Origin of the sequence: Methanolinea mesophila (genome assembly GCF_017873855.1) — an archaeon.
GTDB lineage: Archaea > Halobacteriota > Methanomicrobia > Methanomicrobiales > Methanospirillaceae > Methanolinea_B > Methanolinea_B mesophila.
Genome location: NZ_JAGGKR010000001.1, coordinates 277,026 through 291,518 on the forward strand (window position 1 = coordinate 277,026; position 14,493 = coordinate 291,518).

15 protein-coding genes are annotated in these 14,493 nt (G+C 51.2%); 8 read left to right on the forward strand and 7 right to left on the reverse strand.

Annotated features, from left to right (window positions below; genetic code table 11):
* Positions 1-297: 297 nt before the first annotated feature.
* Together J2741_RS01295 and J2741_RS01300 are read right to left on the reverse strand one after the other, a co-directional pair.
* Positions 298-579: a type II toxin-antitoxin system RelE family toxin gene (locus tag J2741_RS01295; RefSeq protein ID WP_209673251.1), complete on the reverse strand. Its 282-nt coding sequence runs from the start codon at positions 577-579 to the stop codon at positions 298-300.
* A gap of 20 nt (positions 580-599) precedes the next feature.
* Positions 600-788, reverse strand: coding sequence for a DUF7557 family protein (locus J2741_RS01300; RefSeq protein WP_209673252.1), 189 nt, complete (start codon positions 786-788; stop codon positions 600-602).
* A gap of 282 nt (positions 789-1,070) precedes the next feature.
* On the opposite strand from J2741_RS01300, the gene J2741_RS01305 reads away from it, so the two are divergent.
* From J2741_RS01305 to J2741_RS01320, 4 genes are all read left to right on the forward strand, one after another.
* The gene (locus J2741_RS01305; protein WP_209673253.1) at positions 1,071-1,574 is read left to right on the forward strand and encodes a hypothetical protein; all 504 of its coding nucleotides are present in this window, start codon (positions 1,071-1,073) and stop codon (positions 1,572-1,574) included.
* Between the two features lie 312 nt (positions 1,575-1,886).
* Positions 1,887-2,057, forward strand: a complete 171-nt coding sequence (locus J2741_RS01310) for a hypothetical protein (protein WP_209673254.1) — start codon at positions 1,887-1,889, stop codon at positions 2,055-2,057.
* Complete coding sequence (locus J2741_RS01315; RefSeq protein WP_209673255.1) at positions 2,047-2,475, forward strand: hypothetical protein; 429 nt, start codon at positions 2,047-2,049, stop codon at positions 2,473-2,475. Before J2741_RS01310 ends, J2741_RS01315 begins: the two co-directional genes overlap by 11 nt.
* A gap of 262 nt (positions 2,476-2,737) precedes the next feature.
* Positions 2,738-3,331: a hypothetical protein gene (locus J2741_RS01320; RefSeq protein WP_209673256.1), complete on the forward strand. Its 594-nt coding sequence runs from the start codon at positions 2,738-2,740 to the stop codon at positions 3,329-3,331.
* A 319-nt stretch (positions 3,332-3,650) separates the two neighbouring features.
* Here J2741_RS01320 and J2741_RS01325 read toward each other — a convergent pair whose 3' ends face one another.
* Together J2741_RS01325 and J2741_RS01330 are read right to left on the reverse strand one after the other, a co-directional pair.
* Positions 3,651-4,901, reverse strand: a complete 1,251-nt coding sequence (locus J2741_RS01325) for a hypothetical protein (protein WP_209673257.1) — start codon at positions 4,899-4,901, stop codon at positions 3,651-3,653.
* Between the two features lie 190 nt (positions 4,902-5,091).
* The gene (locus tag J2741_RS01330) at positions 5,092-5,502 is read right to left on the reverse strand and encodes a hypothetical protein (RefSeq protein WP_209673258.1); all 411 of its coding nucleotides are present in this window, start codon (positions 5,500-5,502) and stop codon (positions 5,092-5,094) included.
* Positions 5,503-6,076: 574 nt separating this feature from the next.
* Between J2741_RS01330 and J2741_RS01335 the strand changes: the two genes are divergently transcribed.
* Together J2741_RS01335 and J2741_RS01340 are read left to right on the forward strand one after the other, a co-directional pair.
* On the forward strand, positions 6,077-6,727 hold the full coding sequence (locus J2741_RS01335) for a hypothetical protein (protein WP_209673259.1): 651 nt from the start codon (positions 6,077-6,079) through the stop codon (positions 6,725-6,727).
* A 227-nt stretch (positions 6,728-6,954) separates the two neighbouring features.
* Positions 6,955-7,278, forward strand: coding sequence for a hypothetical protein (locus tag J2741_RS01340; protein ID WP_209673260.1), 324 nt, complete (start codon positions 6,955-6,957; stop codon positions 7,276-7,278).
* On the opposite strand, the gene J2741_RS01345 is transcribed toward J2741_RS01340, so the two are convergent.
* Positions 7,267-7,710 carry a hypothetical protein gene (locus J2741_RS01345; protein WP_209673261.1) on the reverse strand — a complete coding sequence of 148 codons (444 nt, stop codon included), beginning with the start codon at positions 7,708-7,710 and terminating at the stop codon, positions 7,267-7,269. The genes J2741_RS01340 and J2741_RS01345 overlap by 12 nt on opposite strands.
* A 749-nt stretch (positions 7,711-8,459) precedes the next feature.
* On the opposite strand from J2741_RS01345, the gene J2741_RS01350 reads away from it, so the two are divergent.
* Both J2741_RS01350 and J2741_RS12875 read left to right on the forward strand, forming a co-directional pair.
* Complete coding sequence (locus J2741_RS01350) at positions 8,460-8,612, forward strand: hypothetical protein (protein ID WP_209673262.1); 153 nt, start codon at positions 8,460-8,462, stop codon at positions 8,610-8,612.
* Between the two features lie 710 nt (positions 8,613-9,322).
* Complete coding sequence (locus J2741_RS12875; protein WP_342452200.1) at positions 9,323-10,258, forward strand: N-6 DNA methylase; 936 nt, start codon at positions 9,323-9,325, stop codon at positions 10,256-10,258.
* A 167-nt stretch (positions 10,259-10,425) separates the two neighbouring features.
* Here the strand turns inward: J2741_RS12875 and J2741_RS01360 are convergent, their stop codons facing one another.
* On the reverse strand, positions 10,426-11,616 hold the full coding sequence (locus J2741_RS01360; protein WP_209673263.1) for a Kelch repeat-containing protein: 1,191 nt from the start codon (positions 11,614-11,616) through the stop codon (positions 10,426-10,428).
* Positions 11,617-12,335: 719 nt separating this feature from the next.
* The gene (locus J2741_RS01365) at positions 12,336-14,387 is read right to left on the reverse strand and encodes a PAS domain-containing sensor histidine kinase (RefSeq protein ID WP_209673264.1); all 2,052 of its coding nucleotides are present in this window, start codon (positions 14,385-14,387) and stop codon (positions 12,336-12,338) included.
* Positions 14,388-14,493: the final 106 nt, after the last annotated feature.

The window sequence follows — 14,493 nt, forward strand, 5'->3', positions numbered from 1 at the left end:
CGCCGTATTGAGAGCCCGGCATTTACAATTCTTCGAGCGGGACATACCGGGCATTCTCTTCAATCCGGTCCATTTCCTCGTGGAAACGAATTCGGCATTTTTTCCCGGGGTCCGGGAGAGACGGGGCACGCAGGCGTACCCGTGTTCTCGAGGGGATGCGCCGATCACGCATGATAATAAAGATGGAGCAATCGATAAAAAACGTATCGTCGGTCCGACCGCGCTCGTTTCCGCGCTCCATTGCACTGCTTCCGCTGCCCGACCCCCTGGACCCCGGGGACTTCACCCGGGCGAAGTTCATCCCCACCGGCGATATTCTTTGTGGGCCTGTTCGATCGTCATGACCTTCAGGACCCGGACGGTCCTGGTCTCTTCAATAACGAGGTAGAACACCGTGATGACCCTTCCGACGTGCAGCCTGTACACCCGGTACCCGTCGGGGAGGACGAGCAATTCGCTCTCCTTCGGTCGGGGTTCTTCACGCAGGGAGAGGAGCCGCTCGCGCACCTTCCCGTGGATTTTTTCCGGTAACGCCTCCAGGAACGCCCTGGCCTTCCGGTGGACTTCCAGCGTATACAAACCCGGGCCTCACTTTCGCGTCAGTCCAGTTCTTCGAACTCCCCGGCATCCTGTTCGAGCGCCTGCAGTTCACGGGAGAGCCGCAGTCCGGCTTCCATCTCCAATAACCGCGTGAGCAGTTCGTCGTAGGTCTCTCCGGGTTCCTTGAGACGTGAGAGGTTCGCCCACGTATCTGCGCCTACCGGAATTCGCTTTGTCACCGTTCCCATTCGTGCCGACCTTCCTTTCGCGGGCATGCTCATGCCGCGTGAATTGCATACTCAGATGGATTGTGCATTATTATCAATATTGTCTTAATTGCCATAATTGCACATATGATCCAAAAGACACCGGATACCGCCTGGTCTTCCTCCGCATTCCGCCCTCTCAACACCCCTCAATCCTCAATCCCATCACGCATCGCGCCCAGTTCCGAAACCCGGTGAGCAGCTAAGATCTTTCACGTCCTATATATATGTGCCTCACGAGACGAGGCAGGAAGTCGAACACACATGGCAGACTTTGTCCAGACCATCAATACCAAGACCGCCGTCCGGGAGCTCTCCACTCCCATCGCGGACGTGAACGCCTTCAACGGGATCATCCAGGGGATCCTCGACGACAACCCCTTCGGGTGCACCTCCTACATCCAGAACGACGTGACCCAGGACCCCGTGATGAAGAGTCGGGAGGCCTACACCGCCCGGATCAACTTCGAGGACAACCTGGCCGCGACGGTGGGGTACATCACCGCACGTGCCCCGAGCATCGCCGGGTTCACCGCGAACATCACCGAACTCCTCGCAAACGAAGCCCTCGCCACCGCGATGGGCGGAGACGCCGTCCGGGACACCGACCGGGACTCCTTCACCTGCACCCTGAAGTGCCACGACCCCTCCGGGGAGATCTACTATGTGGCATTCACCCGGGACCACGTGACCATCTCCTCCTACTCGGATGACGCCATCCGGACCGCCGTGGAGACCTGGGCCGATACCGTCCCGGCGCTCGCCTGAACGGGCAACGGCAACAGATGATGAGGAGATTTGGGGAGAGGAGGGAGGGATTCCCATAGATTCCCATCCTACGCCCAAACCGGCGAAGAAATTTCGCACCGCATGATGAGGGCAGGGAAGGATAGGAAAAAGGAGAGGAAATCCCAGCCCATCCCTCCTTATCCAAGGACCGTGCGTCCCGACCGGGTTTTCGCCATTTCCCGACCGGGACGTGAACGGCCCCGGTAAGGAGGCTACTGGAGAGAGTTCCTTGGTGCATCCTCCCCTCTTCCCAACCTCTCCATTCTCCTGGTGCCACCACGGAGAGACCTCATGGAATACGAACTCATCGCGGTCCTGCTCTGCGCCGTGCTCCCCGTCTACCCCGCACTCTTCGTCATTTACCAGAAGATCGGGAAATACGACGTGATGTGCGAAGAGCTCGAGAAGCTCAGGGGAGAGCACGACCGCGTTCATTCAGGGAAAGATGCACATGGGACCTGATATCATCCACATACTGGAGATGATCGCCGCCGTCATCGCGACCATCATCGCCGTCTGGCAGAACCGGCAGAAGAACGACGCCATCCAGGCGAAGGAAGAAGCCGTCGACCTCATACAGTTCGCCCGGGCCACCCAGTGGGAGACCGAGGCGGATAAGCAGGACCTGATCTCCTTCTTCGACCCGGCGGACGACCGGGTGACCGAGGCCCCGGACACCATCCCGGCCCGGTCCTGGAAGATGAACGACGAGACGAAGAAGTGGGTCGTCTGCGGGCACTCACCCGAGGACCAGGCTTCGCTGCTCACGCAAATCGCCGAGGCGGAACAGCAGCGGAAGGTGAGCTACCTCATCTCCGTGCCCGGCTGCTACTACGAGATCGAGTACGGGCTGCTGAAGGGAGGGGGGAAAGGGGGGTGAGTGAATTATTCTTTTTTCATTTTTTTATTTCTCGTCTTCCCCACATAGGACATCTGACCTGAAGCCTCCCGATAAGGTGATACTGTCATTCCAGGCACGAGACCATGCAATTCCTGAATAGATACAAATAATTGTTCAAAAAATATATGATGTGTCGTTCTAGCATGGCAACCAAAAGAATCCACAATCCTGTCACAGGTAAATATTACGAGCTAAGGCAGCGCTCTACGGTGAACGGGCAAGCCGGGCAGATCAAAGGGTTGTGGAGCTCGAAAAAGAAATCCCGGGGCAAAATTTGAAGAGCGCTCCTACGAGATGGTGCATCGATACCAATACGCTTGTTCCTTGGTTGATGACCAATTCCGGGGTTCTTGACCTTCTGATATCAAAATATCAAATCCCTGCTGATTTCAAGGAAGTATATCTGAACAGGCATCAGTTTTCAATTGAGTTTATCCAGAAAATTATCGATTTAAAAATAAAAGAGGTCCCCGATGAATTTTATTTTTCTTACCTCGCGATGAACGAAGTGTTTTCTGCGATACGGGATGAGATTAGATGTATACTCCTGTTTAGGAATGGAACACCGCTCTCGCGCTGGAACGAGGAGAAAAATGCCTTGGACCTTCCGGAAGATTCCATGGAAACGGTGTATGAGAGTATCGAAAAGAAATTCGATATCCTCTTCGGCAATAGTACAATAATACCATTGTCTTACGAACCGGAGGAAACAGGGGATAATTATTCGGAAATTATTGCATCACTTATTTTTAAAATTCAGGCGGGTGAAAACTCAGGATGCAATACTCCTTGCAACAGCCATATCCGTAAAAACAAATTATTTCGTTACAATTGACCAAAGACTCATAAAAGAAGTATCGAAGGATCTCGCAGAGAAATATGGTCTCCATTTAATTCCCCCCAGCCGAGGATATTCCATGTTAAAGGGGAAGGAGAAACGTCAAAAATAAAATTTCGCTGCGAAAGCGGTGTCTCTGCTATTCATCAATCATACCCCCGATACGTGTAATATGACCTTTCTGTCGCTTTTTCCCCCGCCACAAAAAATCCCTGGTGATACCTATGAATGAAATAGTACTGGGTCTGCGCCGGTTATCCATCGCAAAATAGTGTTGTTATGGAGTTATTCCCCACGAAAAACAATTTTTACCCTGCTAAACTCTCACCGGCCTGTTGTCCAGGATCGTGATCGCGTCCCTTCCCGGGCGGATCAGCAGCCCGTTCCGGTTGAGGGTGTCGAGGGCCTCCTCGAACTCCCAGTCGTTCCGAAACGATACGGCCTGCCTCCTGGCCTCTTTCAGGGGGATCGGGGTCTCCAGCTGGAACGCGTCGACCAGGTCGAGGTAGAGCCTCCTTGACCTGTCGTCCAGCCTGAAGAGACGGGATACCTCATACTGGGTGCTCACCACCTTTCTCGCCCGGTAGTACATGTCCGACCAGAGGTCCACCGCCCCGGTAAGGTCGTCCCGGGATACCTTCCGGTGCGAGTGGTACCGGGCGAAAGCCATCCCGAGCCTCGGCACGAGCGAGCCGAAGTCCTGCTTGTAGGGAACCCACCCGGAACTCTTGAACTCGTCGATCAGCGCGTGAAACGTGTCGGTGATCGAGGAGGAGAGCGATTCCGGGACCGCGGGCCTGACCATGAGGGAGTCGAGGAGGAACGCGGTCACCAGCGGCGCCTGGCTCTGCATGTCGAGGGTATATTCCTTCGCCGGCCGGACCTCGACCTCGTCGAGCACGACCGGGATGTGCATGGGGAACGTCTCGGGGTTCAGGTACGCCAGGTTGATCTCCTCCGCCCGGATATCGACGACCTGCTTTTCCCGGTCCGCGACCGAGTAGTAGACCGGTGCGGTCTCGCGGGAAAACTCCCGGGGGATGACCCCCATGGACTTCTTGAACCCCTGCCAGGGCCTCTTCTTCCCGAGGACCGCGGCATGCACCCCGCCCTTCTCGTCGGGGAGCGGCGGGGAGGAGACGGAATAGAGGGCGGAACACAGTGCGATCCCGTCCACGATCTCCTCCTCCCCGAGATAGGGGCGAGTGAAATACTCGTGCACCTCGCCGGGGGAGAGGGGGCCCGGCCGTACTAGTGCAGAGGGGTCCACGGGCGACCAGGAGTCCACGTATTTTATCGTGAGCGTATAGTACCCCGCCCGGTCTTTCATGATCTCCTGCTTCTCGTCGTAGACCGAGGCGAAGACCCAGGTCCCGTTCTCCGGGGGCGTGCAGTGTGCGATGTACACTACCCGTTTCGGGGACTGGAGGAACGGTGACGGGTCGAGGGAAAAGAGCGCCCCGGAGGTATGCAGGGAGCGGACGTATCCGGTGTCCTCGCGGGAAAAAATCAACTCCTTCTCGATCGATGAAAGCGAATGCCCGTATATCCTTGATGTTAACACCATGATATTCCCCCTGCTGCAGGTCGGCTCAGCAGCATACACTGGAACCACCAGTGATAAGAGTGCATCGGTTGTGTCGCGAAAGTGCGGTGGGGATGATATGCCGGCACGAGGGGGTGAGGAGAACCCCGGACGATCTCGCTATCCGGGCGAGCCTGTGCGGAGTCCTGGAAATCTGTGCCAATATTTTGGTTTATTTCAGGACGCGTGAGCGGATCGGATATCCGAGTCCGTCCAGCTCGTCGATTGCGGCATCAATCTCCGCGGGAGTAAGCCCGTCGACCGATTCCAGGAGGGTGCGAGAGACGGTCCCCTCGGGAGAGTTCTCCAGGGCGTCGAGCACGATCTCCGTTTCCCGCCGGATAGATAATTCCCGGAGGCTTTCATCCTGGAAAAGATCGTAGTCGCGTCCGTAAGGAGAAAGTTCTCCGGTCATGTCCTCTGTTATAAGAAGGTCTTTTTCCGCAAGCGATTTGAATATTCTCACCACGTCACGTTCGTCGTATCCGATTTCATACGCGACCTTTTCGGCAAGAAAAGGCAGGTCCTCTTCCTGGAAGAATCTGAGAACTTTTCTTTCATCAGGATTCAGGGTGTAGATCATTGATATTCACCGCTCAATTCCCATTTAGCCCCTACTGTATTAACCGGAACCTATGGGGGGCGAAACTGTAACGAATGAATTACGGACGATGTGCATCGATACCTCAAACGTTTTTTCGGACGACCGGGTGACCGGGGCCCCGGGACACCGTCCCGTCCCGGTTTCCTGGAAGATTTTTCGACGAGACGAAGAAGTGGGTCATCTGTGGGCACTCTCCCGAGGACCTGGTCTCGCTGCTCACGCAGATCGCCGAGGCAGAACAACAGCGGGAGGTGAGTTACCTGATCTCGGTGCCCGGCTGCTCCTACGAGATCGAGTACGGACTGCTGAAGGGAGGCGGGAAAGGGGGGTGAGAAAACTTTTTCATTTTTTTCGCCCTTTCCCTTTTTTCTGTTTTCTGTCCTAACCTCCTTTATCGGTTGCAGGTCCGTCTGCCGATCGGCCCGGAATAGATGGTTTGAATACCGGTAAATAAATAATAGGACAACATTTTTTATTTGATTATAAAATGATTGTAAAACCATACCTTTTCGTGTTCCTGTCTTTTGGATTTATTCTAGTTTCCACGGGGTGCATGAGTCTCACTTCACTTCAACTATCGCATCCGATGTATGTGGGAAATAACAATTCGATTTCTTCAATAGGGGAGAAAACGCTGGAGACAACAGGTATTGACCGTGAAACGGTTCATTTCTCAGAATTTAATTTCCGTACAGACTCCACCGGAAAGATCGATTCTTTCGAAATGCTCTTTTCAGGGATTCAAAATGGGAGAGAAGTGAGTTATCGTGCCTCATTGTATGGTGAAGATAAGGTAATCATTGCAGAACAGGATAAATCTTTATTCTCTGATTCCGGACCGGCCCCTGGTCAAATTTTCAATACGGTTCACAGTTATCTTCAAACCGTAACTCCCGGAAGCTCTCCAAATATTTCGTTCAATCTAGAAAATGGAGCGAATATTATATTCGATTCCAAATACGTTCCTGTTTATGCCGTTGAAAACGGGCAACTGATTGCATTGCAACGCATAGCATTCATCGAAAATGAAGTGGTGCATTACTTTACCATCTGCAATGGTTCGAACCCTATCCTGCCAACCATAGACGACAATAAAATCGTTGGAGGTTCGACGAGCGGGGTATGCAGGACCTGTGAAAGAAATTGCATCATCCTGCTCCATCAGGACCAATTACCAAAAGCACGAATTTTAGAGTACGGTTAAGATTTACCCGAAGTATATTTTGAAGAAAAGCGGTATTTTCTCTTCGTGAGTGTGGATTTTTACTGACTGTTGACAGAAATTTAAACATTCAGGTAACGGCTCTGAATATTTAATTGAGGGATTGTATGTTCCACTGCCACCAGATCCATCTTATCCCGATGAGATATGTTATTATTTCCTGGTAACCAGATCTGGATATCGCGTAATTCTTCGAGTAAGGTAGTCACATGAAGCTCTCAAAAAAACACATCCTTTTTTCGGTTGTGCTCGTTATCATTGTATTTGCATTCGTTGTTATGGTTCAGGCTTATTACAGCGGGAATAATAATAGTGGATGCGGATGCATTCCACCACAGAATCTCTCAACCGATGGAGAGGCTTTGGTGAATGAAGAAATGGCCGCGAAATTATGGAACCAGAACGTATCCCTCGGTGAATATCTGGAAAACGTTTTTCCTGACTATTTCAATAATTTAACAGAGGAATGCAAAGAGCAATATTACAACCAATCAATGAACTGGCCGGATCTTCATCCCGATTTACACCGATAGGGTTTCTGCAGTTATTGAAGGCCAATACCAGGCATTTAAGAGAAATAGCACCCCGATGATCGGCATTCCCAGCATCCAGTAGAAATACAACAGTCCGAGCATCGGAATGTAACCCCCATAGAGCAGGAGCACTGCGGTGATTCCGGAATATGCACTGACGAGGGCTGCAAGATAGAGTGAAGTCTCCCGGAACCTCCCGCTTTCCGGGATCGAGAACAGTACCGCTGCCGCACAGGGAGAGAGTATCAGGAGCGTGAACGCCCAGAGTTCCCCGATGGGTCCCATAGGAAACGATCCTGAAATGGAAAAGCTGAGCAGTCCCGTGACGAGGAGCGCAAGAATATCGATGCTGAATGGAAGGTTCAGATACCGGCGGGTCGAATCAGTCTTCGACTCATAGAAAAGGAGCACGGAGCCGACCAATGTAACCATGCCGGTGGAAATCATTATTATAACCCATAAAATCGGGTGGAATGCCCATAGCGAGAGTATCGGCCACCAGAAGAACACTGCAGAGGCCAGTGCCAGGGCATATTTCATCATCTAATATCTCTTGAAAAATATAAATAAATCTGAGTTTTTACCCGAATTTGGATTACATTTTCTTCCCAATAGCTCTGAACGTGCACAGCCCCGAGGACCAGGCTTCGATAGATCCTGGGTTTCTGATGAATCGACCGCTGATACCTATTGAAAAACTTGTTCTTTGCTATTTCCTTGACATTTTCACATGTGAAGACATACACGGGGAGGACAAATTGCCAAAGAGAATTTCCAACCTTACCTTGTTCACCGGTAACAACATCAACACCCGCTTTTCATGTTACATATTACAATATTTATCATAATTAGTATAACAAAAATAAAAAATTTTATTACTATGAATCACGCACATACCGTCTGCAGCAATTGAATGTTGTTGCCCGTCGGTAAATCGACACCCGCGAAGAGAATGCAAAGTCGCCTCTTCACACATTACAAAATTCGCGTACCGTTGGGGGGTATAATGAAGAAGACTGTAAATGATGCAGGAAAAGCAGTGCTGAATACCGAAAAAAGACACCTGTTTGTTCCAGGCACCGCGTGACCTGAAAGGAGACGCATACCAGAGGGGAAGAGACCTGTACATCCATACACGGAGGGGACTTCCCCCGATTTACTACCTTCACCGGTGGTCCCGGATGAAAGACGAGCAGGAGAAACTGACCGTGATATCGAACATAATGGCCAGCCGGTTCCTCGAAAATCGCGGGTTGCTCTGCCCGGGAGCCGGCGACCAGAAGGCGGCAGTAATACTGAGGAACTGGGGGTACGGGATCCTGGAGGAATTCTAAGGCCGGCTCCCTGAAAGGCAGTATGGCACGATCATCACGCAGGATGGCGTTAAGCCGACGGTATTACATGAACAGGGGGGAACGGCTACGTGCCGGACTCTATTTTTCCCGGATCTGGCTCAGGGACCCGGACAGATACCGATACTGTTAATCGGGTTCCACCACCTTAAAATCCGAGCCAGAACGGAATCCATCCCCCCTTTATTATGGATCAGACCGGAACTGAATTGCGGGACTATTTTTTTTCGAAGGAATGCGGTAATCCCTAAGCGAGTCATCCCGCCAAGGATCTCTCTGAGAGGACAAAGGGAAACAGGACCGGGATCACGGTCCTCGAAGAGGAACGATAAGACGAAGAAGTGGGTCATCTGTGGACACATGCCCGAGGACCAGGCTTCACTCCTCACCAAAATCGCCGAGGCAGAACAACAGTGGAAGGTGAGCTCTATCATTTCGGTGCCCGGCTGCTCCGACGAGATTGAATACGACTGATGAGGGAGGAGGGGGGAAAGAGGAGTGAATGAATTCTCCAGGATCTCCTTCCAGGTTCATTTTTTTCAGCGGGAATCGCAAAGAAAACGTGCTCCCCTTCCCGGGCTCCGATTCGACCCAGATACGGCCCCCGTGCCGATATCGAGGAATGGCAAAACCACCTGGCACATAACCTTGCACTTAGGAACCCATCGCTCACCGATGAACTCAACGTAGCGGTGCAGAAGACCATCGACCGGATCCTTTTCCTCCGAATATGCGAGGACCGGGGGATCGAACATTATGGGTGCCTCCAGAAACTGCTGGAACAACCGGATATTTACCTTCGCCTCCTCGGCCTCTTCCAGAGAGCCGATACCCGGTACAACTCCGGCATCTTCCATTTCAATAAAGAAGCCGGATGGGACGAGTTACCCGACATACTTACGCCGGGCTTCACGATTGACGATGCAATATTCAAGAAAATTTCCAAGCGGCTCTATTACCCCGAGAGTTCTTACGAATTTTCCGTTATTTCACCGGTCATCCTCGGCCAGGTCTACGAGCAGTTCTTGGGAAAAGACATCCGGCTCACTCCCGGGCACCAGGCGAAGGTGGAATACAAGCCCGAGGTGAAGAAAGCCGGGGGTTTTTACTATGCCCCTCAGTTCATCGTGGACTACATCATTCAGCACACCGGCGGGGAACTCGTGAATGAGAAGACCCCCCGGGATGTAGTGAAACTCCCCGTCCTCGACCCGGCCTGCGGGTCCGGATCGTTCCTCCTCGATGCCTACCATTACCTCCTCGACTGGCATCTCAACTGGTACATCCACAACCTGGTCCCTGTACTCGCCGACAAGCCTGCAACTTCCCAGGAGGTCCAGGCCTTCCTACCCGAACCGGCTAAAAAATCCGGGAAGAAAGGACCGGGGGGCGACTCCATTCTCCCCATTTACAAGGCTGCAAATGGGAGCGGATCGCGGACCCGGAGCGACTGGAAACTGACCACTACTGAGCGGGAAGCGGATCCTACTGAACAACATGAGCCCGTGCGATGGCTTGAAATCAGTTCGCTCGCACTGATCGCGAGGACCGGCGCACATACGAGCGTTACTATGAAAAATACTAAAATGAGAGACCAAATTTTCAGTCTAATTCTACGGTGGATTTAAAATCTATATAATATTTAAAATATTATAATTGTCCCGGTAAAAAAAAGTAGAGAACGAAACTCGAAAACCCGTTATTAAATTCTTATCTAATCGAAATAATCATAATTTTTGTCGCATTCTTCACCAATTCCGAAAATAGGATTTAGAATCATCAAAAGGGTAAAAAATTATGTTTTTTTTCCGAAACGAATACATACAAATGAAATGAGGATTCCAAGAGACAAAATAATGATATTCGATCCCGCAACAGGGGTTGTAGTAGGGATTGGGGTGAAATTTTCCGTGGAAGTAACATTCTGATTATCATATGCCTGACCGTCAACTGTCGGCTCATTAGAGAATAGTACACCTGACCAGCAATCGTTCAAAAAATTATCATAGTAGGGATCCAAACCCCCAAACACAACGATACTATCATTTATTACAACAACACCCTGGCCATATCGGGGAGAGAAACCTGACGAATTCGGGTCCTTGGTCCAGTTTATCCCATCGGAAGAAATCCATACGTCATTATACGCCAAACTGCCTGGCACTGATGCAACTCTTGTAGCTCTCATAGAATAACCATAACTCCCTCCTCCGATGACATACATCGAACCATTTGCAGAGATAACGGGAACAAATTCTCTTCCAGGGAATGGGCTGTCGCTATTTTGCTGTATCCAATTTACGCCATCGACCGATGACCATACGTCGGATAACTCTCTCTCTGTCGTTGTCCCCCTCGTATCAGTTAAACGTGAATATCCTCCGATAACCCAGATCTGGTTATTAAAATCGATTGTACCTTCTCCATGACGAGGAAGAAAGTTTGCCGATTTCGTCTCGCGGGTCCAGTTGATACCATCGAGAGAGGACCATATGTCATTTAATGTATTGGTCTGTGAAGATGAGCCTCCGATTACCCATAAACGGTCATTAAATACCACAACTCCGTGAAAATATCGAGGGCTGAAACCAGCGTGGTTTGTGACACGTGTCCAGTTTTTTCCATCGGTCGACGAATACACATCATTCATAGGGGTGTTATCTGAAATTCCCCCAATAATCCAGAGTCGGTTCTGAAATGTTGCAATCCCATGACCATATCGTGGTGTGAAAGCAGCATGATCGGTTACTAGGTTCCAGAATTCCCCATCTTCTGAAGACCATACATCGTTCATGCTCGATGTATTCGTGAGTCCACCCAATAGCCAAATCTTACCCTGGAAAGCGGTCATGCCCGAAAATGCACGCGGGGTAACATTCGTAATTGGAGCCTTTTCGACCCATATAATATTGTCCTGACTATCGGCAACGCATAATCCTATGGATAATAAGAAAATCACTACCCCAATGAATTTTAGAGATTTCATAGGTATCCTCTATTAGTTTGGTAATCATTCACTTTTGGGAACGAGGCGGCAGGGAGAATAGATCCTGTGATTCCCACGAATGGTGAAAATATGAAGATGCTGAAAATTATTGCAGCTATCGCAATGCCGCTGATAACGATTACCCATGTTAAGTTGTCTCGGTTCATGACTCGTTGTGAAAAGAATAGTTTCAGTGTAAATATATATTTCCAAAATATTAAATTGTAAAATTTTATTGATATCGAGAGAATATCAAAAAAGATAGATTTTCTTATTAATTTAGCACCCGAAGGACCAGGCCTCGCTGCTCACCCAGATCGCCGAGGCGGAGGAGCAGCGGAGGGTGAAGCTACCTCATCTCTGTGCCCGGCTGCTATTACGAGATCGAGAACGGGCTCCGAAGGGAGGCGGGAAAGGGGGGTGAATATTTTTTTAAACCTTTTTTGGAATTCTTTTCAAAAAATGTGGAGTGACGGAAATAATCTCATCCATTACTGCGCGAAGCTCCAGCCGATACAATACAACTGCCTGAGCGTACATGGTCGCCGTTATATCCGGGACTGTGAAGAGCACTCCACACATAAATGCAGGAAATCGGAAGCGTTGGAGGATGAGAAGAAATTGACCCGGAACGAACATCGTGGGAGCATCATATTCAGGGTGTGTCGTATCAAAAATCGGTTCATTAAAAAATTCTGCAGAATCGCCCGAAATCAATTTCAGGTCCTTTCCGGAATGGTAAAGAAGAACGTGCTCCCCTTCCCGGGCTCCGATTCCACCCAGATCCGGCCCCCGTGCCGCTCGACGATCCGCTTGCAGATGGCGAGCCCGATCCCTGTCCCATGATAATCGTTTCGCGAATGCAGCCGCTGAAAAATCTCAAAGATTTTTTCATGATACGCGGGGTCGATCCCGATCCCGTTGTCCCGGACCAGGAATTCCCATTCCTTTTCTCTCCTGACTGCCTTGACCGAGACGACCGGGTCCGTGTCGTCATGGAACTTTATCGCATTCGAAAGCAGGTTCTGAAACACGAGTAGGATCTGCAAATGGTCGACATTAACGGTAGGGAGCACCCCAACCTCAATTCTTGCCTTGTTCTCCTCGATGGCCATGGAAAGACTATTTTGAGCTTCTTCGAGGACGATATTCAGGTCTGTCGGTTCGAACGGTTTCCCCTGGGAAGTGATCCGTGAGTATTCGAGGAGGTCGTTTACCAGGGCGTCCATCTTCCTCCCGCCCTCCACGATATACCCGATGAATTCGTCGGCATCCTCGTCGAGCCGGCCCTTGTAATTTTTCTCCAGGAGCTGGGAGAAACTGGTTACCATACGCAGAGGTTCCCGCAGGTCGTGGGAAGCGACGTATGCGAACCGTTCCAGGTCCTCGTTGGACCGCTTGAGGTTTGCCGCGTATTCATTGAGCGCGTCCTCTGCGATCTTGCGCTCGGTGATATCGAAATTAACCCCGACGATGGCCTGTGGCGCTCCCGCGTCGTTTCGGATGATGCGGTATCTTCCGGCCAGCCAGTGAATGCTGCCGTCGGGCCAGATGACCCGCCATTCGTCTTCAACGGTCTCGTTTGTCTTAAAGGCCCTCTGGACTGTGGCTACCGCTCGTGCACGGTCCCCGGGGTGAACCAGTTCCTCCCAGGCCGGCTGCGTTCCTGCGAACCCGCCCTCCGGAAGACCATACAGCGCTTCCAACTCCGGCGTCCAGGTGTTCACCCCCGTCACGATGTTCCACTCAAACGAACCCACGCAGGTGATTTCCTGGGCCAACCGCCGGAGATACTCGCTCTCCCGCAGGGCTTCTTCCACCCGCTTACGCCTCGTGATGTCCCGGGTGATGCCCCGGTAGCCCTTCAATTCCCCGTTGCGGTCGAAGAACGGGACGCCGCTTACCTCGATATGGATGAGGTTCCCTCTCCTGTCGCATGAGTTAATTTCCAGGCCCTCGAACCGGATGGAAGACCTAATTACGTTCCTGAACGTTTCCCGGACGCGTTCTCTCTCGGGCGGAGGGATCATGTCAAGGAACGACTTCCCGATCATCTCATCGGGCCGAAGCCCCCAGAGCCGTTCCATCTGCGGGCTGCAATAGGTATATCTCCCCTGGGCGTCCGTTTCCCAGATGAAGTCCGAGGTGGTCTCGGTCAGGGCCTGGTACTTTGCCCTGCTTGCCTTCAGTTCTTCCTCCGCCCTCTTGCCCTCGGTGATGTCCCGGATTACCCACCGCAATCCTGTCCCGGGTCCTGTTGTTGACGAAGTAGAGGTGATGCTGATCAGGACCGGAATACATTGACCTTCAAACGACTTCATCCAGGCTTCTCTGGTAATACCAACCCCCGTCAGTAATTCCTGCACTTTCTGACCGGTATCGCTACCGTCCGTTTTTTCTATAAAGATCCCGATGGACCTGCCCTTCAACGATTCGGGATGGATATGGAGCATTTCCCCTATCAGCCGGTTGGCGGTAGTTATGATGCCGGTGCCATCGGTCACCACGTATCCGACGGGCGCATTTTCAAAAAGGTCGAAGTATTTTTCCCGTTCTTCCGCAAGTTTTTTCTGGGTTGCGCGAAGGATTTCGTTTTGTGTCCGGAGTTCTTCTTCGAAGGTACGGAGGGCATCATTTTGTTTTCTGAGTTCCTCCTCCGTGGCCCGGAGTTCCTCATATGCGATATAAAGTTCTTCCGTTCGTGTTCTCTCCTCTAAATCGTGCCGTTCGGAATGTTCGGAAGAATCCGGAACGGACGTTGTTCCCTGCATTTTTTTGGGCTTTTTATCCTTATTCGCGGGAGTTATTGGCATAAATTTCTATTCAGGTTCGTAATGGGCATTGTTCGTACTTAATAGTATGCGAACAACCAGAAGA

Coding starts and splice junctions, on each gene's coding strand:
- J2741_RS01305 (WP_209673253.1), top strand. CDS start 1,071: ATGGCAGACTTTGTCCAGACCATCAATACCAAGACCGCCGTCCGGGAG.
- J2741_RS01365 (WP_209673264.1), bottom strand. CDS start 14,387: ATGCAGGGAACAACGTCCGTTCCGGATTCTTCCGAACATTCCGAACGG.
- J2741_RS01345 (WP_209673261.1), bottom strand. CDS start 7,710: ATGGTTACATTGGTCGGCTCCGTGCTCCTTTTCTATGAGTCGAAGACT.
- J2741_RS01360 (WP_209673263.1), bottom strand. CDS start 11,616: ATGAAATCTCTAAAATTCATTGGGGTAGTGATTTTCTTATTATCCATA.
- J2741_RS01330 (WP_209673258.1), bottom strand. CDS start 5,502: ATGATCTACACCCTGAATCCTGATGAAAGAAAAGTTCTCAGATTCTTC.
- J2741_RS01340 (WP_209673260.1), top strand. CDS start 6,955: ATGAAGCTCTCAAAAAAACACATCCTTTTTTCGGTTGTGCTCGTTATC.
- J2741_RS01335 (WP_209673259.1), top strand. CDS start 6,077: ATGAGTCTCACTTCACTTCAACTATCGCATCCGATGTATGTGGGAAAT.
- J2741_RS01315 (WP_209673255.1), top strand. CDS start 2,047: ATGGGACCTGATATCATCCACATACTGGAGATGATCGCCGCCGTCATC.
- J2741_RS01350 (WP_209673262.1), top strand. CDS start 8,460: ATGAAAGACGAGCAGGAGAAACTGACCGTGATATCGAACATAATGGCC.
- J2741_RS01300 (WP_209673252.1), bottom strand. CDS start 788: ATGGGAACGGTGACAAAGCGAATTCCGGTAGGCGCAGATACGTGGGCG.
- J2741_RS01310 (WP_209673254.1), top strand. CDS start 1,887: ATGGAATACGAACTCATCGCGGTCCTGCTCTGCGCCGTGCTCCCCGTC.
- J2741_RS01325 (WP_209673257.1), bottom strand. CDS start 4,901: ATGGTGTTAACATCAAGGATATACGGGCATTCGCTTTCATCGATCGAG.